26 protein-coding genes are annotated in these 22,180 nt (G+C 74.9%); 12 read left to right on the plus strand and 14 right to left on the minus strand.

Going from position 1 to position 22,180, the window contains the following annotated elements; genetic code table 11:
• Positions 1-25: 25 nt before the first annotated feature.
• Positions 26-370 carry an RNA polymerase-binding protein RbpA gene (locus WCD58_RS25880; protein WP_133828683.1) on the minus strand — a complete coding sequence of 115 codons (345 nt, stop codon included), beginning with the start codon at positions 368-370 and terminating at the stop codon, positions 26-28.
• A gap of 204 nt (positions 371-574) precedes the next feature.
• The gene (locus WCD58_RS25885; RefSeq protein WP_337705982.1) at positions 575-1,393 is read right to left on the minus strand and encodes a glycerophosphodiester phosphodiesterase family protein; all 819 of its coding nucleotides are present in this window, start codon (positions 1,391-1,393) and stop codon (positions 575-577) included.
• Positions 1,394-1,547: 154 nt separating this feature from the next.
• Here WCD58_RS25885 and WCD58_RS25890 point away from each other — a divergent pair, with 154 nt between their 5' ends.
• Positions 1,548-2,411, plus strand: a complete 864-nt coding sequence (locus tag WCD58_RS25890) for a hypothetical protein (RefSeq protein WP_337705983.1) — start codon at positions 1,548-1,550, stop codon at positions 2,409-2,411.
• A gap of 244 nt (positions 2,412-2,655) precedes the next feature.
• Here WCD58_RS25890 and ligD read toward each other — a convergent pair whose 3' ends face one another.
• The 4 genes from ligD to WCD58_RS25910 are packed head-to-tail and all read right to left on the minus strand — an operon-like array spanning position 2,656 to position 6,152.
• Entirely contained in the window at positions 2,656-4,083 is a 1,428-nt protein-coding gene (gene ligD, locus WCD58_RS25895) for a non-homologous end-joining DNA ligase (protein ID WP_337705984.1), read from the minus strand.
• A 9-nt stretch (positions 4,084-4,092) separates the two neighbouring features.
• Positions 4,093-5,073 carry an extracellular catalytic domain type 1 short-chain-length polyhydroxyalkanoate depolymerase gene (locus WCD58_RS25900; RefSeq protein WP_337705986.1) on the minus strand — a complete coding sequence of 327 codons (981 nt, stop codon included), beginning with the start codon at positions 5,071-5,073 and terminating at the stop codon, positions 4,093-4,095.
• Positions 5,074-5,117: 44 nt separating this feature from the next.
• On the minus strand, positions 5,118-5,513 hold the full coding sequence (locus WCD58_RS25905) for a ribbon-helix-helix domain-containing protein (RefSeq protein ID WP_337705987.1): 396 nt from the start codon (positions 5,511-5,513) through the stop codon (positions 5,118-5,120).
• Positions 5,514-5,555: 42 nt separating this feature from the next.
• A complete protein-coding gene (locus WCD58_RS25910) occupies positions 5,556-6,152 on the minus strand; it encodes a dihydrofolate reductase family protein (protein WP_337705988.1) in 597 nt (198 codons plus the stop codon).
• A 100-nt stretch (positions 6,153-6,252) separates the two neighbouring features.
• Between WCD58_RS25910 and WCD58_RS25915 the strand changes: the two genes are divergently transcribed.
• The 4 genes from WCD58_RS25915 (at position 6,253) to WCD58_RS25930 (ending at position 11,019) form a co-directional block, all read left to right on the plus strand.
• Positions 6,253-7,668 carry a thioredoxin family protein gene (locus WCD58_RS25915; RefSeq protein WP_337705989.1) on the plus strand — a complete coding sequence of 472 codons (1,416 nt, stop codon included), beginning with the start codon at positions 6,253-6,255 and terminating at the stop codon, positions 7,666-7,668.
• The gene (locus tag WCD58_RS25920; RefSeq protein ID WP_337705990.1) at positions 7,669-8,199 is read left to right on the plus strand and encodes a UGSC family (seleno)protein; all 531 of its coding nucleotides are present in this window, start codon (positions 7,669-7,671) and stop codon (positions 8,197-8,199) included.
• Positions 8,200-8,350: 151 nt separating this feature from the next.
• Positions 8,351-9,769, plus strand: coding sequence for an FAD-binding oxidoreductase (locus tag WCD58_RS25925; protein ID WP_337705991.1), 1,419 nt, complete (start codon positions 8,351-8,353; stop codon positions 9,767-9,769).
• 11 nt (positions 9,770-9,780) lie between these two features.
• Positions 9,781-11,019 carry a class I SAM-dependent methyltransferase gene (locus WCD58_RS25930; protein WP_373696285.1) on the plus strand — a complete coding sequence of 413 codons (1,239 nt, stop codon included), beginning with the start codon at positions 9,781-9,783 and terminating at the stop codon, positions 11,017-11,019.
• On the opposite strand, the gene WCD58_RS25935 is transcribed toward WCD58_RS25930, so the two are convergent.
• A complete protein-coding gene (locus tag WCD58_RS25935; protein ID WP_337705992.1) occupies positions 10,967-11,620 on the minus strand; it encodes a sigma-70 family RNA polymerase sigma factor in 654 nt (217 codons plus the stop codon). The two genes, WCD58_RS25930 and WCD58_RS25935, sit on opposite strands and share 53 nt — an antisense overlap.
• 285 nt (positions 11,621-11,905) lie before the next feature.
• Positions 11,906-12,556 (minus strand): TetR/AcrR family transcriptional regulator, encoded by a 651-nt coding sequence (locus WCD58_RS25940; RefSeq protein WP_337705993.1) that lies wholly within the window; start codon positions 12,554-12,556, stop codon positions 11,906-11,908.
• Positions 12,557-12,625: 69 nt separating this feature from the next.
• On the opposite strand from WCD58_RS25940, the gene WCD58_RS25945 reads away from it, so the two are divergent.
• From WCD58_RS25945 to WCD58_RS25960, 4 genes are all read left to right on the plus strand, one after another.
• Positions 12,626-13,144 (plus strand): hypothetical protein, encoded by a 519-nt coding sequence (locus tag WCD58_RS25945; protein ID WP_337705994.1) that lies wholly within the window; start codon positions 12,626-12,628, stop codon positions 13,142-13,144.
• A 57-nt stretch (positions 13,145-13,201) separates the two neighbouring features.
• Positions 13,202-13,369, plus strand: coding sequence for a hypothetical protein (locus WCD58_RS25950; RefSeq protein WP_337705995.1), 168 nt, complete (start codon positions 13,202-13,204; stop codon positions 13,367-13,369).
• A complete protein-coding gene (locus WCD58_RS25955) occupies positions 13,366-13,857 on the plus strand; it encodes a hypothetical protein (RefSeq protein WP_337705996.1) in 492 nt (163 codons plus the stop codon). The genes WCD58_RS25950 and WCD58_RS25955 overlap by 4 nt, the downstream gene beginning before the upstream one ends.
• Before the next feature lie 79 nt (positions 13,858-13,936).
• Positions 13,937-15,004, plus strand: coding sequence for an AbrB family transcriptional regulator (locus WCD58_RS25960; RefSeq protein ID WP_337705997.1), 1,068 nt, complete (start codon positions 13,937-13,939; stop codon positions 15,002-15,004).
• A 1-nt stretch (position 15,005) separates the two neighbouring features.
• Here the strand turns inward: WCD58_RS25960 and WCD58_RS25965 are convergent, their stop codons facing one another.
• Genes WCD58_RS25965 through WCD58_RS25975 form a run of 3 tightly spaced genes read right to left on the minus strand, consistent with a single transcriptional unit; the run spans position 15,006 to position 16,796 of the window.
• Entirely contained in the window at positions 15,006-15,563 is a 558-nt protein-coding gene (locus WCD58_RS25965) for a Uma2 family endonuclease (RefSeq protein WP_373696286.1), read from the minus strand.
• Positions 15,564-15,571: 8 nt separating this feature from the next.
• Positions 15,572-15,982 (minus strand): hypothetical protein, encoded by a 411-nt coding sequence (locus WCD58_RS25970; protein WP_337705999.1) that lies wholly within the window; start codon positions 15,980-15,982, stop codon positions 15,572-15,574.
• A 58-nt stretch (positions 15,983-16,040) separates the two neighbouring features.
• Positions 16,041-16,796: a 5-formyltetrahydrofolate cyclo-ligase gene (locus WCD58_RS25975; protein ID WP_373696287.1), complete on the minus strand. Its 756-nt coding sequence runs from the start codon at positions 16,794-16,796 to the stop codon at positions 16,041-16,043.
• Positions 16,797-16,859: 63 nt separating this feature from the next.
• Here WCD58_RS25975 and WCD58_RS25980 point away from each other — a divergent pair, with 63 nt between their 5' ends.
• On the plus strand, positions 16,860-17,459 hold the full coding sequence (locus tag WCD58_RS25980) for an ArsR/SmtB family transcription factor (RefSeq protein WP_337706001.1): 600 nt from the start codon (positions 16,860-16,862) through the stop codon (positions 17,457-17,459).
• A complete protein-coding gene (locus tag WCD58_RS25985; protein ID WP_337706002.1) occupies positions 17,456-18,247 on the plus strand; it encodes an SRPBCC family protein in 792 nt (263 codons plus the stop codon). The genes WCD58_RS25980 and WCD58_RS25985 overlap by 4 nt, the downstream gene beginning before the upstream one ends.
• A 30-nt stretch (positions 18,248-18,277) precedes the next feature.
• Here the strand turns inward: WCD58_RS25985 and WCD58_RS25990 are convergent, their stop codons facing one another.
• Positions 18,278-19,168 carry an AraC family transcriptional regulator gene (locus tag WCD58_RS25990; RefSeq protein WP_337706003.1) on the minus strand — a complete coding sequence of 297 codons (891 nt, stop codon included), beginning with the start codon at positions 19,166-19,168 and terminating at the stop codon, positions 18,278-18,280.
• 91 nt (positions 19,169-19,259) lie between these two features.
• Here WCD58_RS25990 and WCD58_RS25995 point away from each other — a divergent pair, with 91 nt between their 5' ends.
• Positions 19,260-20,003: a class I SAM-dependent methyltransferase gene (locus tag WCD58_RS25995; RefSeq protein ID WP_337706004.1), complete on the plus strand. Its 744-nt coding sequence runs from the start codon at positions 19,260-19,262 to the stop codon at positions 20,001-20,003.
• Here the strand turns inward: WCD58_RS25995 and WCD58_RS26000 are convergent, their stop codons facing one another.
• Complete coding sequence (locus WCD58_RS26000; protein ID WP_337706005.1) at positions 20,004-21,362, minus strand: pyridoxal phosphate-dependent decarboxylase family protein; 1,359 nt, start codon at positions 21,360-21,362, stop codon at positions 20,004-20,006.
• Between the two features lie 11 nt (positions 21,363-21,373).
• Positions 21,374-22,087: a DUF998 domain-containing protein gene (locus WCD58_RS26005; protein ID WP_337706006.1), complete on the minus strand. Its 714-nt coding sequence runs from the start codon at positions 22,085-22,087 to the stop codon at positions 21,374-21,376.
• Between the last annotated feature and the right edge of the window lie 93 nt (positions 22,088-22,180).

The following is a 22,180-nucleotide window of genomic DNA, read 5'->3' on the forward strand; positions in this document are numbered from 1 at the left end:
CGGGACGGCCCTCGGTGCAGCGGACTCAGGCGCTCTCGGAGCGGCGCTCCTTGAGCAGCCCCAGGCGCTCGTCGAGCAGTTCCTCCAGCTCCGGCACGGAGCGGCGCTCGAGCAGCATGTCCCAGTGGGTACGCGGCGGCTTGGCCTTTTTCTGCTCGGGCTCGGTGCCGTCGATGCGCTTGCCCTCGTCGCCGTGCAGGCGGCACTCCCAGGTCACCGGCGCCTCGGCGTCGTCCGAGAACGGCACCTCGAAGTCGTGGCCCTTGGGGCAGCGGTAGGCGAAGGAACGGCGGGGGGCGAGGTCGTGGTCGCGGTCGGTCTCGTAGCTGACGGCCCCGAGACGGCTACCACGGAGGACGCGGTCGGCCATGATGGTGTCCTTTCCTCGACTGCGAGTGCACCCGAGACGCGCGGCGCCGGGCACGGGGTGCTCAACGCCGGACCACCGCTGTTCGTTCCCGCGGCGGGCGCCGTTCATCCCATCCGTGACCCGACTCACCGGTCCGGGCGCACGCGGGCTGAATACCCGCCTCCTACAACACCCACACGACGCCCGTTGTGCCCGGCCGGTTGCTCAGGCCGGCGCGGTCCACACCCCACGGGTGACGAGGACGTCGCGCAGCAGGTCGGGACGATCGGTCATGAGCCCGTCCACGCCGAGGTCGAGCAGGCGGTGCATCTCGGAGGTGCGGTCGACCGTCCACACGTGGACCTCGATCCCGAGCTCGTGCGCCGCGGCGATGAGCGCGGGGTCGACGACCGACAGCGAGCCGAACCGCACGGGCAGCTGCGCGAGGTCCCCGCGGACCCGCAGGGCCCGCTGCAGCGGCCGGCGCAACGACGACGGCGAGGACGCCCGCGCCCGCAGGCGCACCGCCGAGCGCGTCGCGATCCCGGTGACCACGCGGTCGCCGAACCGTGCGCGCACCGCCTGCAGCCGCGCCTCGTCCATGCTCGCCACGGCCACCCGCTGGGCGACGTCGTCGCGCTCGAGCAGCCGCAGCATCGGCTCGAGCGTGCCCGGCGCCTTGAGGTCGACGTTGAAGAAGGTCCCGGGGAGCGCCTCGAGGACCTCCTCGAGGCGGGGGAGCGGCTCCTTCCCACGCAGGCGCACCCCGGCCAGGTCCGCCCACGGCATGGTGCGCAGGACGCCCGGGTGACCGGCCACCCGGCGCAGCGTCGCGTCGTGGTGCACGACGAGGACACCGTCCGCGGTCGCGTGCACGTCGGTCTCGAGGTGCGTGTAGCCCTCCTCGACCGCCCGGCGGAACGCGGCGAGCGAGTTCTCCAGCCCGTCGAGGTCACCGATGTGCCAGCCGCGGTGCGCGAACGCACGAGGTGTCCGGCCGGCGAGGTACGGGTGCGGGCTGTTCGGGTGGTGGGCCCGGGTCACGGGCCCCGAGTCTGCCCGGTCCGCGGGACCGGCGCCCACACTGATGCACACAGCCGTGAGCCTTCGCACGTTTCGGGGAATCGGCGGGCCACCTTGGGGGCTCCCATGCACGTGCAGTAGCCTCGGCGATCACACTGGGCTGAGGGGAGCGCAGATGCCCAAGGGGCCGGGGGGTGAGCCCTCGTGGTGGTCGTCGGGCGAGGTCCCCGACGAGCTCCCGACCTGGGCGCGCCGCGGCCTCGAGGAGTCGCCGACCGAGCTGGCGCCCTCCGCGCCGGTCGCCGACCCGGGCCGTCACCGTCGCCGTCGCGGGGCCGCTGCCGCCGCGGCCGGCGCGAGCACCGGCGGTCGTCTGCGGGGCTGGGGCCTGGCCGCCGCGTCCGTCGCCGCTGCCGCTGCCGTCGTCCCCGCCGCGATCTCGACGCTCGCCAACGACGGCGAGAACACCGCCCTCCCGCGCGTCGGCACGTTCCCGGTCGTCGCGCCGGGCGACCTGCCGGGCCAGGGGCTGCCGTCGACGCAGCGCCCCGCCCCGGGCACCGAGGACCCGAGCGCCGCTCCCGGCGTGCCCGCCGACGCCTCCGTGCTCCCGCCGATGGACGACCCGACCGTCGCCCTCGCCCAGCCGCCCCGCACCGTCACCGTCACCCCGCGCGCCCTCGCCCGCGACGACGACGAGACCACGCGCACCACCACCTCGCGCCCGACGTCGGGCACCTCGACCGCGGACGACGACGAGGACGAGGGCAGCCAGACCCCCACGACGCGGGGCGACGATGACGACGACTCGGGCGGCGGCTCCGGGGGGTCGAGCGGCGGCTCCTCCGGCGGCGGTTCCGGCTCGGGGGGTTCGGCGGGTGGCTCGGGCGGCTCGGGTTCCGGGGGCTCCGGGGGCTCCGAGGGGTCGAACCGGCGCGGCGGCAACGGTCTGGTCGGCGGTCTCACCGACACCGTCGGCGGCGTCGCCCGTGGCGTCGCCCGTGGCGCCGGACGGGTCGTCAACGGGCTGGTCGGCTAGCTGACCGTCGGTCGCTCGCCGGATCGATCTCTCGACGATGCCGTCGCGGCTGTGCCGGCGGCGACCCTCCTGACGCTCTTGCGATCCCGCGGCGAGGGGCACCTCCCGCAGGTCCCGGGACGCTACGAGCATGAGGAACGTGCCGGTCGCAGCGACACCGGCGACGCCTCACCAGGCGACACGCACCTCGGACAGGTCCCGGGGCACGACGATCATGCGGAGCGTGCCGGTCGCGCCGGAGCCCTCAGCCCGCCGCCGGCGCCCCGGGCAGGTCGGGGCGCGTGATGCCCTCGCCCAGCGCCGCGGCGTAGAGGTCCCCGTCGGCCTCGATCCGGGCGAGCACGTCGGCGGGGGAGAAGGTCAGCTCCCGGACCTCCTGCGCGGCCTCCACCTCGTCCCAGGTCAGCGGGGTCGACACGGTGGGAGCGCCGTTCGCGGCCCGCGCGCGCAGCGAGTACGGGGCGACGGTGGTCTTCGCGGTGTTGTTCTGGCTCCAGTCCACGAAGATCTTCCCGCGGCGCCGCTCCTTGGCCATGACCGAGGTGACGGACCGCGGGGTCTCGCGGGCCAGCAGCTCGGCGACGCCCTTCGCGTACGCCGACGTGCGGCCCGGGTCGTCGACGCGGACCGCGGCGCTGACCTGCATGCCCTTGCTGCCGCTGGTCTTCGGGCAGGGCTCGAGGCCGTCGGCGACCAGCACGTCGCGCACCCGCTGGGCGATGCGCGCGCAGTCGACGACGGTGGTGCCCTCGCCCGGGTCGAGGTCGAACACCAGCTCGTCGGGCGTCTGCACGACGTCGTCGGCGTCCACCCGCCACTGCGGGACGTGGAGCTCGAGCACCGCGAGGTTGGCCAGGTACACGAGCGTCGCGAGCTCCTCGACCACGATGAAGTTCGCCGTCGTCGTGCCCCGGCTGCTGCCCGGGGTCGGCACGGTGACGCTGCGCATCCAGTCCGGGGCCTTGGCGCCCGCGTTCTTCTCGTAGAACCACGGCGCCGCGATGCCGTCGGGGAAGCGGCGCAGCGTCAGAGGGCGGCCGGCGAGGTGGGGGAGCAGGGTGTCGGCGACGCGGGCGTAGTAGTCGATCACCGACGCCTTGGGCACGTCGGGGTAGAGCTCCTTGTCGAGGTTCGACAGCCGCAGGCTGCGCCCGCCCACCGCGACCCGCGGCGACTGGGCCGACTTGTCCCGCGCCGGGGTCGGGGCGTCGGACTTCCGGCGCTGGACGAGCCAGTCCTTCGCGTCGTGGTCGCCGCTCTCGGCCTTGAAGAAGACGAAGCGGCCGTCGACCCGCTCGCCGTGCAGCGTCACGGCGACCTCGCGGTCCGACCACTTCTCGACCTCGTAGTGCCCGGAGTCCCAGATCGTCATCGAGCCGCCGCCGTACTCGCCGGCGGGGATCTCGCCGTGGAACTCCAGGTACTCCAGCGGGTGGTCCTCGGTGTGGACCGCGAGGCGCGGCGCACCCGGTCTGTCCGGCAGCCCCTTCGGCACCGCCCAGCACACGAGCACGCCGTCGCGCTCGAAGCGCACGTCGTAGTGCAGCCGGCGGGCGTGGTGCTCCTGGACCACGAAGCGGTCGCCGGTCGGAGCGGCGCCATCGACCTCCCCGAACGGCTCCGGCGTCCGCGCGGGGTCGCGCTTCGCGTTGTACTCGGAGAGGTCGGGCACCCCGCAGGTCTACCCGACCGCGGCGCCGGGGTGCACCCCGACACGGTCGGCGGTGAAGCCGAAGAACGCGAGCATCGCGGTCGAGGCGTCCGGGCCGGACGGGTCGGCGTACTGGACCCCGCCGGGTCCCCCGGACCACGCGTGGCCCAGGCCGTGCACGGTCCACGACTCCGCGAGCACGCGCCCGCCCGGCTCGCTGAACCGCTCGCGCGTCCAGTCGCGCCCGCCGGGTGCGCGCCCGGTGGTCCGGTCGAGCCGGCCGGGCTCGGCGCCGACCAGCGCCGAGCGCAGCACCGCCTCGCCGTTGCCGGGCGCCACGGTGCGGTCGGCGTCGCCGTGCACGACCACGAGCGGCACCGGGCCGGCGTCGGCGACCGCGCCGGGCGGGGACGACATCGCCGCGAACGCCGAGGCCACGTCGCCGGCCGCCCGGTAGGGCAGGCCGGAGTGCACGCCGGCCCCGCAGTAGAGGTCGGGGTACGCCGCGGCCATGACCGCCGCCATCGCCGCCCCGGCGGAGAACCCGGCGACGGCCACCCGCGCCGGATCGGTGCGCAGCTGCGCCGCCACGGTCCGGGTGATCGCGGCGATCATCGCCGGCTCCCCGGCGTCGCGGGCCTGGTCACCGGGGCGGAACCAGTTCCAGTAGCCCATGGCGTTCGCCGACCGCGACTGCTCCGGGTAGACGACGGCGACGCCCGCGCGCTCGGCCGCCGCGTCCATGCCGGTGCACGCGGCGAAGCCGTCGGCGTCCTGCGTGCCGCCGTGCAGCATCACCAGCAGCGGCGCCCCGGCGGGCAGCCCGCGCGGGACGTGGAGGCGGTAGGCCAGGCCGGCCGCCGAGCCGCGGGTCACGGTGCCGCCGGCCCGGGAGCCCGGCGACGACGCCGCGGACGACGTGCCGGGCACGCCGCCGCCGAGGCGCTCCTGGATCCGGGCCGTCGCGTCGAGCAGGCGGCCCTCGCGCACCAGGCGGGTGGCCTCGGTCATCCTGCGGAACATGGCGTCCTCCAAAGGGACGGGGGAGCGGGTCGTCAGACGATGCGCGGACCCAGCGCGGCCTTCACCGCGCGGCTCGCGCGGAACGCGCCGAGCACCTCGATCGACGCGATCGTGGCCGTCGCCAGCTCGACGGGGACGTCGTCGGCGATGGTGGCCAGGCCGAGCACCCGGACGTGCACCTGCTCGCCGGCGTCGCGCAGTGCCTCGAGATCACGCCGGGAGAAGTGCTGGGTGCCGAGCACGAGCGTGCGGCGCGCGACCGTGTGCTCGATCGCGGGCCCGCTCGCGGCGAGCTGGTTGCGGACGGCGGTGCGGATGAAGTCGGTGCGGTTGGTGAAGTGCCCCTCCTGGACCAGGAGGTCGATCCGACCGAGGTCGACGGGACCGATGTTGATCGTGATCTTCTCGGTTCCCGGCTCACCGACCACGTGACCCTCCCTCCACCATCCAAGTGGATGGTGCACGGAGGGTCAACCGGAACGCAAGCCCCGCGCGTCGTAGCGGTGCAGCACCAGCGACGAGTCCTCGACCCGCCGGGCCTCGAGCAGGCGCAGCGGCACCCGCGTCGGCTCGGCCAGGAGCGGCACCCCGCTGCCCAGCAGGGCCGGTCCGACCAGCACGTGCAGCTCGTCGACGATCCCCGCGAGGAGCAGCGGGTTCCAGGTGGTGACGCTGCCGAAGACGAGGATCTCGCCGCCGTCGCCGGCCTTGAGCTCCTGCACCGTGTCGGCCGCGTCGGCGCGGGGGACGACCCGGGTGATGTCGGCCCACGTCGAACCGGGCTCGATCACCAGCGAATCGGAGACGACGACCTTCTCGAGGGTGTTGTGCACGCGGGAGATGTCGCGCTCCACCGCGTCGTGCGACGGGTCGTCGGCGACGCCCGGCCAGTACGACCGGAAGTCCTCGTAGGTGGTGCGGCCGGCGAGCAGGGTGCCGGCGGCGCGGATGCGCTCGCCGGCGTAGTCGTTGAAGCCCTCGTCGAAGGGCATGACCATCACGTCGCCGCCGGGGCCGGCGACGAAGCCGTCCAGCGTGGCGATGACGGTGACGACGAGCTGGCGCATCGGGGTGCTCCCTGAGGTCGGCGCGGTACGTGCATCCCGGGGACGGAACCGGCGCGCGATTCTCGACAACGGTGCGCCCGATCTCGGTACCGTGCCGGGCGTGGGCATCCCGGACGACGGTCTCGTGGTGGTGCTCAAGCAGGACTGCCCGACGTGCCGGCTGGTCGCGCCGGTCCTCGACGTCCTCGACGCCACGGTGTTCAGCCAGGACGACCCCGCGTTCCCGCCGGGCGTCGCGGTCCGCGACGACACCGCGCTCGACGCCAGCGTCGCGCTGGGCATCGACGTCGTCCCGACCCTCCTGCGCCGCGAGGGCGGCCGGGAGACCGCGCGCACCGAGGGGTGGGACCGCGAGCGCTGGCGCGAGCTCGCCGGGGTCGCCGACCTGGGCGCGGAGCTGCCGGAGTGGAAGCCGGGCTGCGGGTCGCGGACCCACGACCCCGCGGTGGCCGACGAGATGCTCGTGCGTGCCCGCGGCCACGAGCTCGCCGCCCGCCGCGTCGAGCTCGCCGGGCTCGAGGACGAGGCCGAGGCGCTCTACGACCGCGGCTGGACCGACGGTCTGCCGGTGGTCGCGCCGACCCCGCCGCGGGTGCTGCGGATGCTCGCGGGCACCACCCGGGCGCCGGACGAGGTCGTGGCGGTCGTCCCGCCGAACCTCGTGCCCGCCACCGTCGAGAAGGTCGCGATCAACGCCGTCCTCGCGGGCTGCCGGCCCGAGTACCTCCCGGTCGTGCTCGCCGCCGTCGAGGCCGCGTGCAGCACGGAGTTCAACGCGCACGGCCTGCTCGCCACCACCTGGGGCGCGGCCCCGGCGGTGCTCGTGCACGGGCCGATCGCCCGCCGGATCGGGGTCAACGCCGGGGGCAACGCGCTCGGGCAGGGGACGCGCGCGAACTCGACGATCGGGCGCGCGCTGCAGCTGGTGATCCGCAACGTCGGCGGCGGGCGGCCCGGCGAGGTCGACCGGGCGACGCTCGGGCAGCCCGGCAAGGTGGGGCTCTGCTTCGCCGAGGACGAGGACGGCTCGCCCTGGGAGCCGCTGTCGGTCTCCCGCGGCGTGCCGGCCGGCGCGTCGGCGGTCACGGTGTTCGCCGCCGAGGGCGCCCGCGGGATCGTCGACCAGATCTCGCGGACACCCGACTCGCTGGCGCGCACGCTGGCCGGCGCGCTGCGCGGCGTGGCGCACCCCAAGCTGACGGGCGGCTTCGACGCGGTGCTCGTGCTCTCGCCGGAGCACGTCGCGGTGTTCGCCGAGGCCGGGTGGGACCGCGCGCGGTTCACCGCCGCGCTCGACGACCTGCTCCTGCTGCCGCCCGAGGAGCTCGCCCGCGGCGCCGACGGCATCGAGGAGGGCCTGCCCGCGCCCAGCCGCCCGCGCCACAAGTTCCGCCCCGGCGGGCTGATGACCGCGGTCGCCGGCGGGGGAGCGGGCAAGTTCTCCGCCGTCGTCGGCGGCTGGGTCGGCGGCCCCGGCGGCAGCACACCCGTCACCCGCCTGATCGAGGAGGCCTGAATGGTCACCGTCCTGGACCCCACCGACGAGTCCCGTCCCGCGTCGCGCACCGTCGGCCCCCGCCCCGACGACCTCGCCGGGCGCACCGTCGGGCTGCTCGACATCTCCAAGCCCCGCGGCGAGGTCTACCTCGACCGGCTCGCGTCCCTCCTCGGCGAGCACGGGGCGACGGTGCGCCGCTACGCGAAGCCGACGTTCACGAAACCGATGCCCGCGGACCTGCGGGCCGAGATCGCCGCCGAGTGCGACGTGGTGATCGAGGCCCTCGCCGATTGAGGTTCGTGCACGTCGTGCAGTGTGCACGACCTCGCCGCCCTCGAGGCCGACGGCGTCACCGCCACCTTCGTCGCGTCGACGGAGTTCGTGACCGCCACCGACGCCCAGGCCCGCGCGCTGGGCTTCGCGTCCGTGCCCGCCGTCTACGTCGCGCACCCGATTCAGGACCGCACCGACGCGGAGATGGCCGCGCTGGCCGACGAGTCGCTGGCGCGGGTGCTCGCTGCTGTCACGGGAGGCACTCCCACGGAGTGACAGCGCGCCACGCCGTGTCGACACGCCGGGTGGCACACCGGCCACGGTGCGTCGAGCGTCCGCTCGGGTGGCGCACAGAACAGCTGAGATCCGGTGCTCTCGGGCTCACGGCGGGCATACGCTCGGCCGTGATCCGGGAGGGAGCACCCAGATGACGGACGCCGAGGTCGCGCACCGGGCGGCGGTGGACGCGGTACGGGACGGGCTCGCGGCGCTGCCCGCGGACGCCCCGGTCCGGCTGCGCAAGAAGACCTCCAACCTGTTCCGCTTCCGCGGCGGCGCGGGCGGGCTGACGGTCGAGGGCCTCGACCGCGTGCTCGCCGTCGACCCCGTGGCGCGCACCGCCGACGTCGCGGGCATGACGACCTACGAGGACCTCGTGGCGGCGACCCTGCCGCACGGGCTGATGCCGCTGGTCGTGCCCCAGCTGAAGACGATCACCCTCGGGGGAGCGGTGGTCGGGCTCGGCATCGAGTCCTCGTCGTTCCGCGACGGCCTGCCGCACGAGTCGGTGCTCGAGGCGGACGTGCTCACCGGCACCGGGGAGATCCTCTCGACTCGTGCCGTCACGCCCGGCTCCGCAGGCTCCGCGGGCGGCGAGCACCCGGACCTGCTCGCCGGCCTGCCCAACTCCTACGGGACGCTCGGCTACGCGCTGCGCCTGCGCATCGAGCTCGCGCCGGTGGCGCCGTTCGTGCGCCTGCGCCACGTCCGGTTCGACACGGCCGAGGAGATCACGCAGGCGCTGGCCGAGGTCGCGAAGACCCACGAGTGGGCCGGCGAGCGCGTCGACTTCTGCGACGGTGTCGTCTTCTCCGCGCGCGAGCACTACATGACCGTCGGCGAGATGGTCGACACCGCGCCGTACCTCTCCAACTACACCGGCCAGCAGATCTACTACCGGTCGATCCAGCAGCGACAGGTCGACTTCCTGACGATCCACGACTACCTGTGGCGCTGGGACACCGACTGGTTCTGGTGCTCGCGCGCCCTGGGCGTGCAGCAGCCGGTGGTGCGCCGCCTGTGGCCCGCGCGCTACCGGCGCTCGGACGTCTACCGCCGCATCGTGGCGCTCGACCGCCGCGTCGGCCTCTCGCAGGTGCTCGCGCGCCGGGAGGGCCACGCGGGCACCGAGCCGATCATCCAGGACGTCGAGGTGCCGGTGGACCGGCTGCCGGAGTTCCTCGCGTTCTTCCACGACGAGATCGGGATCAGCCCGGTCTGGCTGTGCCCGCTGCAGGCCCGACGCACGCAGCGCAGCGGAGCTGCGCAGACTCCGGATCGGCGCAGCTGGCCGCTCTATCCCCTGGACCCCGACACGACCTACGTCAACGTCGGGTTCTGGTCGGACGCCCCGCTGTCCCCGGGCATGGCGCCCGACCACCACAACCGGCGCATCGAGCAGGTGCTCATGGGGCTCGACGGGCACAAGTCGCTGTACTCGACGTCCAGCTACACGCCCGACGAGTTCGACGCGCTGTACGGGGGGACGACCTACCGGGAGCTCAAGGCTCGCTACGACCCGGACGGCCGCCTCCCCGACCTCTACACCAAGACCGTGACGGGCTGAGGAGGATCGTCGTGCAGGTCGCCGAGATGTTCCGACCGGTGCTGGGGGAGCAGGCCCCAGTCGCCATCCGCGCCTACGACGGGAGCAGTTCCGCTCCGCCGGGGGCCCCACCCGTCGCCACGGTCGACGTGCGCAGCGAGACCGCGCTCGCCTACCTCGCGGGCTCGCCCAACACCCTGGGCCTCGCGCGCGCCTACGTGTCCGGGCACCTGGACGTCGAGGGCGACATCTACGAGGCGCTCACGGCGATGGGCGAGCTGACCGTCTCCGACGTCACGCCGGCCACGCTCGTGCGGATGGCCGCGCGCCTGGCGCCGCTGCGCTTCAAGCACCGCCTCGCCCCGCCGCCCGAGGAGCACCGCCAGCACGGCAAGCGGCACTCCAAGGACCGCGACTCCGACGCGATCGAGCACCACTACGACGTGTCGAACCGCTTCTACGAGATGGTGCTGGGCCCGTCGATGGCCTACACCTGCGCGGTCTACCCGTCGGAGACGGCGACGCTCGAGGAAGCGCAGTTCACCAAGCACGCGCTCGTGGCCGAGAAGCTGCGCCTCGAGCCCGGGATGCGGCTGCTCGACGTCGGCTGCGGCTGGGGCCAGATGGCGATGCACGCGGCCGAGCACCACGGGGTGCGCGCGCTGGGCGTCACGCTCTCGCGCGACCAGGCGAACTGGGCGCAGAAGGAGGTCGCGCGCCGCGGGCTCGGCGACCTCGTCGAGATCCGGCACGGCGACTACCGCGACGTCACCGAGGGCGGGTTCGACGCGGTCAGCTCGATCGGGCTCACCGAGCACATCGGGCGCCGCAACATCCCGGGCTACTTCCGCTTCCTCTACGGCAAGCTGCGCACCGGCGGGCGGCTGCTCAACCACTGCATCACCCGGCCCGACGCGCACCACCGGGCCCACGCCGACCCGTTCATCGACCGGTACGTCTTCCCCGACGGCGAGCTCCTGCCGATCGGCTGGCTCGTCTCGCGGATGAACGCCGCCGGCTTCGAGATCCGGCACGAGGAGAACCTGCGCGAGCACTACGCGAAGACGCTCGCCGGGTGGAGCGCCAACCTCGAGGCGCACTGGGACGAGTGCGTCGCCGAGGCCGGCGAGGGGCGCGCCCGGGTGTGGCGGCTCTACATGCCGGCGTGCCAGGTGGGCTTCGACCTCAACAACATCCAGCTCCACCAGGTGCTGGGGGTCAAGCTCGGCCCCGACGCCCGCTCCGGGTTCCCGCTCCGGCCCGTGTACTGAACAGGCCGCGCGGCGGGGTGTCGTCGGGGCCGCGGTCGTCGTCGGCCCCGGTCATGACACCCCGCAGCTTGGCGACGGCGCGGTGCTGGGCGACCCGCACCGCGCCGGGCGTCGAGCCGACGGCGACCGCGGTCTCCTCGGCGGAGAGCCCGACGACGACGCGCAGCACGAGGATCTCGCGCTGCTTGGCGGGCAGCTGGGCGAGCAGCTCGCGCATCTCGGCACTCGCCGACGACTCGAGGGCGTGCTGCTCGGGGCCGACGGCGTCGGTGAAGCCCTCGGGCACCTCGTCGGTGGGGTCGGAGCGGTCGCGGCCGGCGTGGCGGTGGGCGTCGACGACCTTGTGCGCGGCGATGCCGTAGACGAACGCCAGGAACGGCTTGCCCTGGTCGGTGTAGGTCGGCAGCGACTTGAGCACCGCCAGGCAGACCTCCTGGGCGACGTCGTCGGCGGCGACGCCGGCGCGGTCGGTGCCCAGCCGGGAGCGGCAGTAGCGCACGACGAGGGGGCGCAGGATCGCGAGCAGCTGGTTGAGCGCCGCCCGGTCGCCCGCCACGACGGCGGTGACCAGCCGGTCGATCTCGTCGGATTCCTCGGTCACCGGCGCCCCCACCGATGTCCTGGTCCTGTCCTCACGGTTCCCCCCGAGCGTGCCCGGCTTGATCGGGATCGGGTCGTCACAGAGCGAACATGAAAGTCGCGGTGTGCGACCCGGTCGTGACCTCACCGTGCTCGATCGGGTGCGAGGACGGAAGGAGGCGCGCGGTCGGCGGCACGACTATCCGCCGGGCGGCCGATCGGTCGTGTGCCATTCAACGTTTCCGCGCCGTCGACACGCCGTCACCGGTCGGTCCGCACCGATGAGCGGATCTCGATCAGTGCGGGATCAGCGGCGTTCCGGGGGCAGCACGGCCGCGACCATGGCGTCGCCGATCCAGTCCTCGTACTGCTCGCCGGTCCAGCCCCGCGTCGCGGTGAGCAGGTGCCAGACCTCGGTGCTGTTGAGAGTCCACAGGCGGTCGCGGGCCGCGTCCTCGTCGAGCCCGGGGGACAGGGCGCCGAGCTCGACCAGCCGCCCCACGACCATCCCGGTGCCGACGAGGCGCTCCCGGTCGGTGGTCGCCCGCAGCTCCACGAGGTCCGGGTCGCCGGCGAGCGCCCCGGCGGCGATCTGCATCGCGAGCGGGCCGAGGCGATCGAGCAGGGATCGGCCCAGCCGGGCGTAGCCGCGCAGGAACGCGGCGGGGTCGGGGTCGGCGTACAGGGCGCGCACCTCGGGGCGCTCGGCCAGCGGGATCGCCTCGCCGTCGCCCGCCATGACGAGGTCGTACCCCTCCTTGAGCAGGGCGGACTTCGTCCCGAAGCCGTTGTAGACCGTCTGCGCGGACACCCCCGCCGCCTTCGCCACCGAGGCGACCGTGGTGGTCGCGTACCCCTGCGCGACGAACTGCTCGACCGCCGTGAGCGCGACGTGCCGGCGGGTCTCGGCGGCCTGGCGCTCGCGCCCCGAGGCGTCGTAGCGGCGACGTTCGACCATTTCGTTTGACTCCTGCCCAAATCGAGTTAGTCTCACTCTATCGAATATCTCGACACCACGGAGACCCGCATGAGCACCACGACCATCCGCACCCGGATCATCAGGGGAGTCGGCGCCCGGACCGGCTGGCACCGGCCGCACCTCGTCGCGCTCACGGCCCTGACGGCGTACTCGACGGGCGTCGGCTGGCAGGCGCAGCTCGTGTCGTACCCGCTGTTCGGGGCAGTGCCGGCCGAGGACTTCCTCGCGTACCACGCGCAGTACAACCAGGCGATCCCGCTGGTGGTGATCGTGCCGGGCTTCGCGACCTTCCTGGCGTGCGCGGCGTTCCCGTGGACGCGCCCGCCGGACGTCCCGCGGCGCCTCGCCGCCGTCGTCGCCGCGAGCGGGCTGGTGTCGCTCGTGTCGACGGTCGCGTGGGCGATCCCGATGCACGACCGGCTCGACCGCATCGGCCAGTCGGCGGCGACCATCGACAGCCTGCTGGACGCGAACCTGGTGCGGTCCCTGGCGCTCACGGCGGGCGCGGTGGCACTGGCGGTCGCCACGACCCGGAGCCGCTCCACGGTCTCCGCTTCACCAGCCTGATCCGATAATCGACATTATGTCATTTCGTCAGAACCGACCCTTCCCCATGTCAGCGGCGTGGCGTCGCTGACACTGAACGTCCGTATCGCCACGCGCTCGCTCGGCGCTCGCCCGACCGCCGGCACCGCCTCGCCTCGCCTCGCCTCGACGAGAGGCGCGCTCGACATGATCATCGGGATTCCGGACGTGCTGGGCGTGCCGCTCGGCCACCGTTCGAACACGTGAGCGAATCTCCCCCGGCTCTCGCCAGCCTGCTCTTCGTCGGGGTCGGGGTCTTCAACGCGACCGCCACCTGGCTCGACGTGCTCCTCGGCGGTCTCGGGCTGCCCGACGCGGGCGGCCCCCTCATCGCGCTGATGACCGTCGCCGGCATCGCGGGCGCGGCGATCGTCCCCGGGGTCGCCGCCCGCCACGACCGGCGTCGCACCGTCCTGCTCCTGACGCCCCTCACGGTGATCGCGGCGTTCGCCGTGATCGCGGCCGGGCCGGGCCGCGTGGTGACGGCCGTCGTCCTCGCGGTCGCGGGGTTCTTCCTGCTCGCCGGGCTGCCGGTCGCCCTCGACTGGTCGGAGGCCCGCGCCGGCGAGGGCGACGCCGCCATCACGACCGCGCTGCTGCTCCTCGCCGGCACCTCGGCGGGGTGGTGCTCGTGCTGCTCGTGGAGCCGCTCATCGCCGTCCCGGTCGCCGGCCTCCTCGCGATCGCCGCCGTGACCGTGCCCGGCGTGGCGTTCGCCGCGTTCCTGCCGTCGCGCGCCGACGTCGCGACGGGTGACGCCTAGGCTCGCGCCCGGTGGCAGAGCGCATCGTGGGGTGGGCCGGCGCCCGGTGGGCCCTGCTGGCGGCGCTGACCGTCGTCGCGACCCTCGGGTTCGCGGCGCTCGCCGTCCCGTCGGCCGCGCTGTTCGCGGGCCTCGCGGTGGCGACCGTTCTCGCGCTCGCGGGCCTCGGGCCGTCGGCGGTCCCGCGCTGGGCGACGAGCTCCGCGCAGGCCGTCATCGGCGTGGTGATCGGGTTGCTCGCCCGGCCCGAGACGCTCGCCGCCGTCGCCGCGGAATGGCTCCCGATCCTGCTGATCAGCGTCGCCACCCTGCTCGTGAGCATGGGCGCGGGCCTGGTGATGGGCGTGCAGCGCGGGGTGTCGCCGCTGACGGGCATGCTCGCGCAGACCGCGGGCGGTGCCTCCGGGCTGGTGGCGATCAGCGCCGACCTCGGCGGCGACGAGCGGATCGTCTCCGTCGTGCAGTACGTCCGCGTCGGCCTGGTGACGGCGACGATGCCGGTGGTCGCCGTCGTCGGCTACGGCGCCTCGCACGTCGGCGCGAGCGCCCCGGAGGCCGCCGGCCCGACGGCACCCTGGTGGGTCGGCGTCCTCGTGCTGATCGGGTGCGGGGTCGTCGGGGCCCCGATCGCCCGGGCGCTGCACGTGCCCGCCGGAGCGCTGCTCGGCCCGATGGTGCTGGCCGCGGCGGTGAGCATGTCCGGCCTGGTGGTCGGTGCGAGCGTGCCGACCCTGCTCGTCGACCTCGCCTACGCCGCGATCGGCTGGCAGGCGGGCCTGAAGTTCACGCGCCAGGCGTTGGTCACGGTCGCGCGCGTCCTGCCCCTGGCGACGGGCCTGATCCTCGCCGTCATCGCGATCTGCGCGGGGCTGGGCCTGGTGCTCTCGTGGGCCACCGGCATGACGCCGCTCGAGGGCTACCTCGCGACGACCCCGGGCGGCGTCTACGCGGTCCTGGCCACCGCGATCTCCTCGGGCGCCGACGTCACCTCCGTCGTCGCGGTCCAGGTGCTGCGGGTGCTGCTGATGCTGCTCGTGGCCCCCGCACTCGCCCGGTTCGTCGGCCGGCGGACCGGATAGCTCAGCGTCGCAGGCCGTCGAGCAGGCGGGCGGGCGACAGGGTGACCGCGAACGGCGCGGTCAGGTCGACGGCGTCGTCGCCGACCACCCGGGCGGTCGTCTCGTACCGGCCGTCGGCGCCCAGCTCGAGCACCTCCAGCTCGCCCTCGCCCTCGGGGTCGAGCAGCCAGTACGACGGCACCCCGAGGCGCTCGTAGTGCGCCTTCTTGGTGTTGCGGTCGTGCAGACGCGTGCTGCGCGAGGCGACCTCCGCCGCCAGGACCGGGGCGACGGGCAGGTTCGCCCGCGTGAGGTCGGTGTAGCGGCAGACGATGACGTCGGGCTGGACCTCGTCGACCGTGCTGGTGGTGACCGCGAACGGCGCCGCCAGGACGTGCAGCTCCGGAGGGCAGGCTGCGTGGAGCAGCCGGTAGAGCGCCAGCGCCATCTCCTGGTGCGGCCACCCGGGCGCCGGGCTCACGAAGAGCATCCCGTCGATGAGCTCACGGCGGCGGCCGTCGTCGGGCATCGCGTGCAGCTCGGCGACGGTGTACGCCGCGGTGGAACTCACGTCGGCCATCGTCCCCGCTATCGGATGCGGCGAACACCGTCCGGGGTGCTGAGGAAGACCCCGACCGTCCCGAGCCCCGCCCCCGACGCCGCGCCGTGCAGTGCCCTGGCCCAGTCCTCGTCGGCGGCGTCCGTCTCCCGCGGTCCGAAGCGTTCGAGCGCGAACAGGCACGCGCCGGGACCGGCGTCGGTGGCCAGCGACCCGCCGAGGTGCGCGAGCATGTCGCGCAGGCCGGCGACGAGATGGGTCTCGGGATACCGCGGGGAGTCCGCGATCGGGATGACGACGGGCGTCTGGCGCCGGTCGCCGTCGACGAGCATCAGCCAGACGCACCCGTCCTGGGTGGCCGGTCCGACGATCGCGGCGACGCGGTCGTGCACGTCGTCGTCGGTGAGCAGCGGTGCGGCGTTCTCGGGTGTCACGGTCATGCACCCACGGTGGACGCGGGCCGCGCGCCGTGGGTGCCGATTCGCGAAAGCAAACCGCTCAGGGCCGCAGGCGCGCCAGCAGCGGGATCGCCGCGATCTTCTCCTCGGTCAGCGCGTCCCAGTCGATCCGGCCCGGGTGGCGGGCCTCGCGGGTGCAGGTGATGACCCGGTCGGCGGTGACGACGAGGTCGAGGCGCACGTCGTGGTCGGTCACCGGGATCTCGCCGACCGGGACGACCTGCTGCTCGTGGACGGTCGTCACCACCGGGGTGTCCGGCGCGACCAGCCCCGCCTCGCTCGCCACGGCGAACTCGAGGTCGCTGAATCCCCCGCCCTTTCCCAGCCGCGCCCCGTCCTCGGCGACGGCCACGCAGCCGGTGACGACGAGGTCGACGGGCTCGAGGTCCTCGACCGCGACGGTGCGCGCGGACCGGGACGCCCCCTTGATCGACGACGCCTTGCGCGGGGTGTCGGCGAGGTGCTCGGGGTCGAGCAGGAAGAACGGCGCCTCTTCGGCGAGGCGCGGCACCGCCATGTAGACGGTCTTGCCGTCCTGCAGCGCGCGCTGGCGCACCGGCCACTGCGCGGCGTCCGGGTTGCACTTGAGCGTCCGCGCGCGCCGCCAGGCGTCGGTCTCGCGCAGCCGTTCGGCGGCCGCCTCGGCGCCGCTGACGTTCGGGATGCGCCCGTGCGCGCCCGGGAACCGCGCGAGCCTGCCGTCCTTCAGTGCGTCCCACACCTGCTGGCGGATCGCCGCCTTCGCCTCGTTGACCTCCGCCGGTCCCCCGGCGTCCGCGTCATGCCGTCGTGCCACGGCGGCCACTCTAGGTCGCCTCCCCTATTTGACAACTTTTCTTGTCAATGTTGTCGTGGGTCCGTGCTCGACGTGGACGTGATCGACGAACCGGCCGCCGCCGCCGCGGCCCTCGACCCGTTGCGCGCGCGCCTGCTGGCCGCGCTCGCCGAGCCCGGATCGGCCTCCACCCTCGCCGGCCGGGTCGGCCTCACCCGACAGAAGGTCAACTACCACCTGCGCACGCTCGAGGCCCACGGCCTGGTGCGCGAGGTCGGGCAACGCCCCAGGCGCGGGCTCACCGAGCGGATGCTCGAGGCGTCCGCCGCCTCCTACCTGGTCTCCCCCGCCGCGCTCGGCGAGGCCGCGGGCAGCCCGGAGCGTGTCTCCGACCGGCTCTCGGCGCGCTACCTGCTGGCCCTCGGCGGGCGGCTGGTGCGCGAGGTGGGCGATCTCGCCCGCCGCGCGGACGCGCAGGACAAGCGCCTGGCGACGCTCGCCATCGACACCGAGATCAGCTTCGCCTCGGCCGCCGAGCGGGCCGCGTTCGCCGAGGAGCTCGGCGCCGCCGTCCGCGACCTCGCCGCCCGCTACCACGCCCCGGACGGCCGCCCCCACCGTCTCGTCGTCGGCGCGCACCCCGTGCCGGCCCCCACCCCCGAAGCCGGAGAGGACGCCTCATGAGCGAGCAGGACCCCCGCACCGTCGACCTCGAGGTCACGGTGCCCGGCACCCCCGACCAGGTCTGGGACGCCATCGCGACCGGACCCGGCATCAGCTCCTGGCTGCACCCGACCCGCGTCGGCGAGCACGTCGGCGGCGAGTTCGCCTTCGACATGGGCGGGGGCTACGGCGAGGGCGGCACCGTCACCGCCTACGACGCCCCGGACCGCTTCGCCACCGCGGCGACCTGGCCCGCCGGCGAGGAGACCACGACGCTCGCGACCGAGTGGCTGGTCAGCACGCGCGACGAGGGCACCTGTGTCGTCCGCATGGTGATGAGCGGCTTCGGGACGGGCGACGACTGGGACGGCGAGATCGACGCGCTGCGCGAGGGCATGGGCCTCGCGCTGGAGACCCTGCGGGTCTACCTCGCCCACTTCGCGGGACGCCGGTCGGCGACGGTCACCGAGAGCGCCCGCATCGGCGGGTCGCAGCCCGACGTCTGGCAGGCGCTGCTCGCCGCCGCGGGCCTCGACGAGGCCCGGGTCGACGACCACGTGACCCTGCGCGGCACCCCGGAGCTCGCCGGCACCGTCACGGCCCTCTCCCCCGGCGAGCACCTCAGCGGCGTCGTCCTGCACCTCGACGCGCCCACCCCGGGGATCGCCGACCTCGCGACCGCGGGCGGTCAGGCCACCGTCCACCTGTCCCTCTTCGACGGTGCCGACGGCCCCGACGGCCCCGACGCCGCCGCCGTCGCCGACCGCGAGCGCCCCCGCTGGCGCGCCTGGCTCGAGGACATCCGATGACCTGCCCGTGACTCGCGCTCGGCCTGCTCCTCAGGCCGCCCGCCACCGCCCGGGCGGGACCCCGTGCTCGGCACGGAAGCGACGCACGAAGTACCCGGCGTCGCGGAAGCCCACCCGGGCGGCGACGGCGGCCACGGTCAGGTCGGTGTCGTGCAGCAGGCGGCGGGCCTCCCGCAGGCGGCGCTCGGTGATCCACTGCTGGACGGTGCGCCCGGTGCGCCGCCGCACGACCGTCGTCACGTGGCCCGGCGTCAGCCCGACCTCGACCGCCACGTCGCGCAGGGACAGCGACTCGCGGAACCGGCGCTCGACGACGTCGAACACCGCCGCGAGCAGGGGCTCGTCGCGGTCGCGGAGCTCGTCGGCGACCGCGGCCTCGAGCCGCGTGAGCCCGACGAGCAGCAGCGTCAGGTGGGCCCGGACGGCAGCCGCCGCACCCTCGCGCCGCTCCCGCAGCTCGGTGTCGAGGGCCCGGACCTGCGCGAGCCACCCCTCCCGCTCCCCCGGCGGCACCGCGAACCGCTGCCACCCGGCCCGGCCGTGGCCGACGAGCGGCGCGAGCAACGGGTGCGACCGCCACGAGACCAGCGAGCCCGTGGTCGCCGGGTCGACGACGTCGGCCGGGAAGTAGACCATCCAGGCCGCGCTGTCCGGGCCGATGTGCTGCGCCCGCGGGGCGACGACCGCGCCGGGCGCGAGCACCAGCACGTCGCCCGCCGCGAGCGCGACGTCGCGGTCGTCCACCCGCATCGTGCCGGTCCCGCGCTCGACGAGCAGGAGGACGAGGAAGTCGTGCGCGTGAGCCTCACGGACGGGCGGGCCGGCGGGCGCGGCGCCGCCGACCGCGTGCCGGACGGTGACGTCGAGCCCGTCCGCGGCGCGTGGGTAGCCGACGAGCAGTACATCGGAAGAATGTCCCATCACGGCCGGGCTTCGTTCCTTGCCGGCAGGTGAGCGTGCGGCGAGCGTGGAGCTCGACACCGAATCCCGTCCCACGAGGAGAGCACACACCATGACGGAACCGGAGCGCGCCAGCACCGGTGGTCGGTCCTACCTGCCCGCGACGGCCGGAAACGCGTTCCTGCCCTGGTACGACCTGATGAGTCGCGTGCTCGGGGCCGGGCCGGCCCACCGGGAGCTCGTCGCGCAGGCCGCCCCGCCGGCCGGCGGGCGCGTGCTGGAGATCGGCTGCGGCACCGGCAACGTGCTCGCCGCGCTCGCCCGGCGCCACCCGGACGTCGAGCTCGTCGGCCTCGACCCGGACACCCGGGCGCTCGAGCGCGCCCGGGTCAAGCTCCCCGCCGGCGCCCGCCTGGAGCAGGGCTTCGCCGACGCGCTGCCGCTGCCCGACGCGCACGTCGACCGGGTGCTGTCGTCGCTGATGTTCCACCACCTGCCCGCCGACCAGCAGCCCGCCGCCCTCGTGGAGGCGCGCCGCGTGCTGCGTCCGGGCGGCTCGATCCACATCGTCGACATGGTGGGCGAGCCGCGGGGCCGGCTCGCCCGCCTGGCCGGGTCGGCGATGCACGCGCTGAGCCGGGCGACCCCGGGCGACGAGGGCCATGGGCACGGCCACGGTCACGGCCACGGGCACGGGCACGGCCAGGAGCAGCCGGCGCTGCGCCTGCACCACTCCGGCACGGACGCCGTCGTCGCGCTCCTGACCGACGCCGGCTTCGTCGACGCCGAGGTGGTCGGGCGGCGCCGCTGGGTCATGGGGACGCTCGCCTTCTACCGCGCCCGGGTGCCCGCCTGATCAGAGCAGGCGCGTGATCGCCGCCGTCGAGCGCGCGATGTCGTCGGGGGTCGTCGACCAGTTCGACACCGACAGGCGCACCGCCGGGCGGTCCTGCCACACGGTCGTCCCGACCCAGCAGGTGCCGTCGCGCGCGACGGCGGCGGCGAGCTCTCGGGCGTCCCCGTCGCGCGGCCGGAACAGGACCTGGTTGAGCACCACGTCGTTGAGGATCTCGATGCCGGGGTGGGCGCCGAGCTCGTCGGCGGCCTGGCTGGCGAGGGTGCAGCAGCGTTCGACGAGGTCGGCGACGCCGTCGCGCCCGAGGCTGCGCAGGGCGGCGTGCACCGGCAGCGCCCGGGCGCGCCGGGAGCTCTCCGGCACGCGGCTGGAGGGGTCGGCGACCTCCATGGGCAGGTAGGCCGCGGACAGGCTCATCGCCGCGGTCAGCGCCGCGGGGTCGCGGACGATCGCCATGCCGCAGTCGTAGGGGACGTTGAGCCACTTGTGCCCGTCGACGGTCCAGGAGTCGGCGCGCCCGGCCCCGGCGACGAGGTGCCGGCGTCCCGGCGCGGCCGCGGCCCACAGCCCGAACGCCCCGTCGACGTGCAGCCAGCGCTGCTCGCGCGCCGCGACGACGTCGGCGATCGCGTCGAGGGGATCCGACGCGCCGGTGTCGACCTGGCCGGCCTGCGCGCAGACGAGCACGGGGCCGTCGATGGCGGCGAGCAGGTCGCGCAGCACGTCGGGGCGCATCCGCCCCTGGTCGTCGGCGGGGACGCGCACGGCCCGCCCGGAGCCGAAGCCGAGCAGGCGCAGGGCCTGCAGGATCGTCGAGTGCGCGTACTCGCCCACGACCACCGTCGGGACCGGGGCGCCGGCGAGCCCGTCGGTGCCGACGTCCCAGTCGGCCGCCGCGAGCAGGGCGTGCCGGGCGGCGGCGAGGCAGACGACGTTGGCCATCTGGGCGCCGGTGACGAAGCCCAGCGCGCTGCCCGCGGGGAGCCCGAGCAGCTCGCACACCCACCGCCCGGTGATCTCCTCCACCGTCGCCATCGCCGGTGACATCACGCACGCGGCGACGTTCTGGTCGGCCGCCGAGACCATCCAGTCGGCCCCCAGCGCCGCCGGCAGGGAACCCCCGGTGACGAACCCGACGTACCGCGGGCCCGGCGTGGCCACCAGCCCCGGCTCGAGGGCGGCCGCGAGCGCGTCGAGGACCTCCGGGGCCGGTGTCCCGTGCACCGGCAGTTCGGCGTCGAGGTGGACGCCACCCTCGACGGGGCGTCCCACGGGACGGTCGGGCAGCGACGCCAGCCACTCCCCCGCGAACCGCCGTGCCCGGTCGAGCGCGTCGTGCCACACCGCCTGATCCACCACGGCCCGGGACGCTACGTGGCGGGGCGCTCCACGAGCCGATCGTTTCCTGCCGCCGCCGAGCGCCGGGCACTCGCCAGCGCCCACGCCCCGAGCAGCGCCACCACCAGCACCTCCGCCAGCGCGAGCCCCCGCTCGAGCAGCCCCAGCGGCACCGCGCGCCACCACGGCACGCCGGTGACCCCGCGCAGCGCGATGGCGCCGACGATCGGCAGGAACGACGCGAGCGCCAGCCAGGAGCCGACGCGCACCCCGATCCGGAACGGGCGGGCGGCCGGGTCGTGGCGGTGGCGCCGCGCGAGCAGCAGCGCGCCGAGGGGCAGGGCGATGAACGCGACGAGGCTCGCGTAGCGGTGGATGTAGCCCGAGAGGCTCGGGCCGATCGACCAGTTGGTCTTCTCGAACGCCACCACCAGCAGCAGGCCCACGCACCAGGCGCCGAGCAGCACCACGGGCAGGGACCGCGCCGGCGCGAGCCGCGCCGCGACCAGGGCCGCGATCACCCCCGCCGACCCGAGGGCCAGCGCCACGACGGCGACGTCGAAGAGCCACCCGCCCGGCAGCAGCGCGTACTCGCTGATCGTGCGCCGGACCGGGTCGACGCGCGACGAGGGCCCGACGAGGTGCATCGCCCCGATCACCACGAGCGCGAGCAGCACGCCCGCGAGCCCGGCCCGCGCGCCCGGCGCCACGACACGGGGAGCCGCCGTCACCTCGAAGGTCGTCACGCGGGGACCAACGCGGCACCCGCCGCGCGCGTTCCCCGACCGCCCGGCGAGTGCCGTCCATCTCTCACGAGGACCGCCCACCTACCCCTCGGT

The sequence above is a fragment of the Actinomycetospora flava genome (assembly GCF_037400335.1).
Classification (GTDB): Bacteria; Actinomycetota; Actinomycetes; order Mycobacteriales; family Pseudonocardiaceae; genus Actinomycetospora; species Actinomycetospora flava.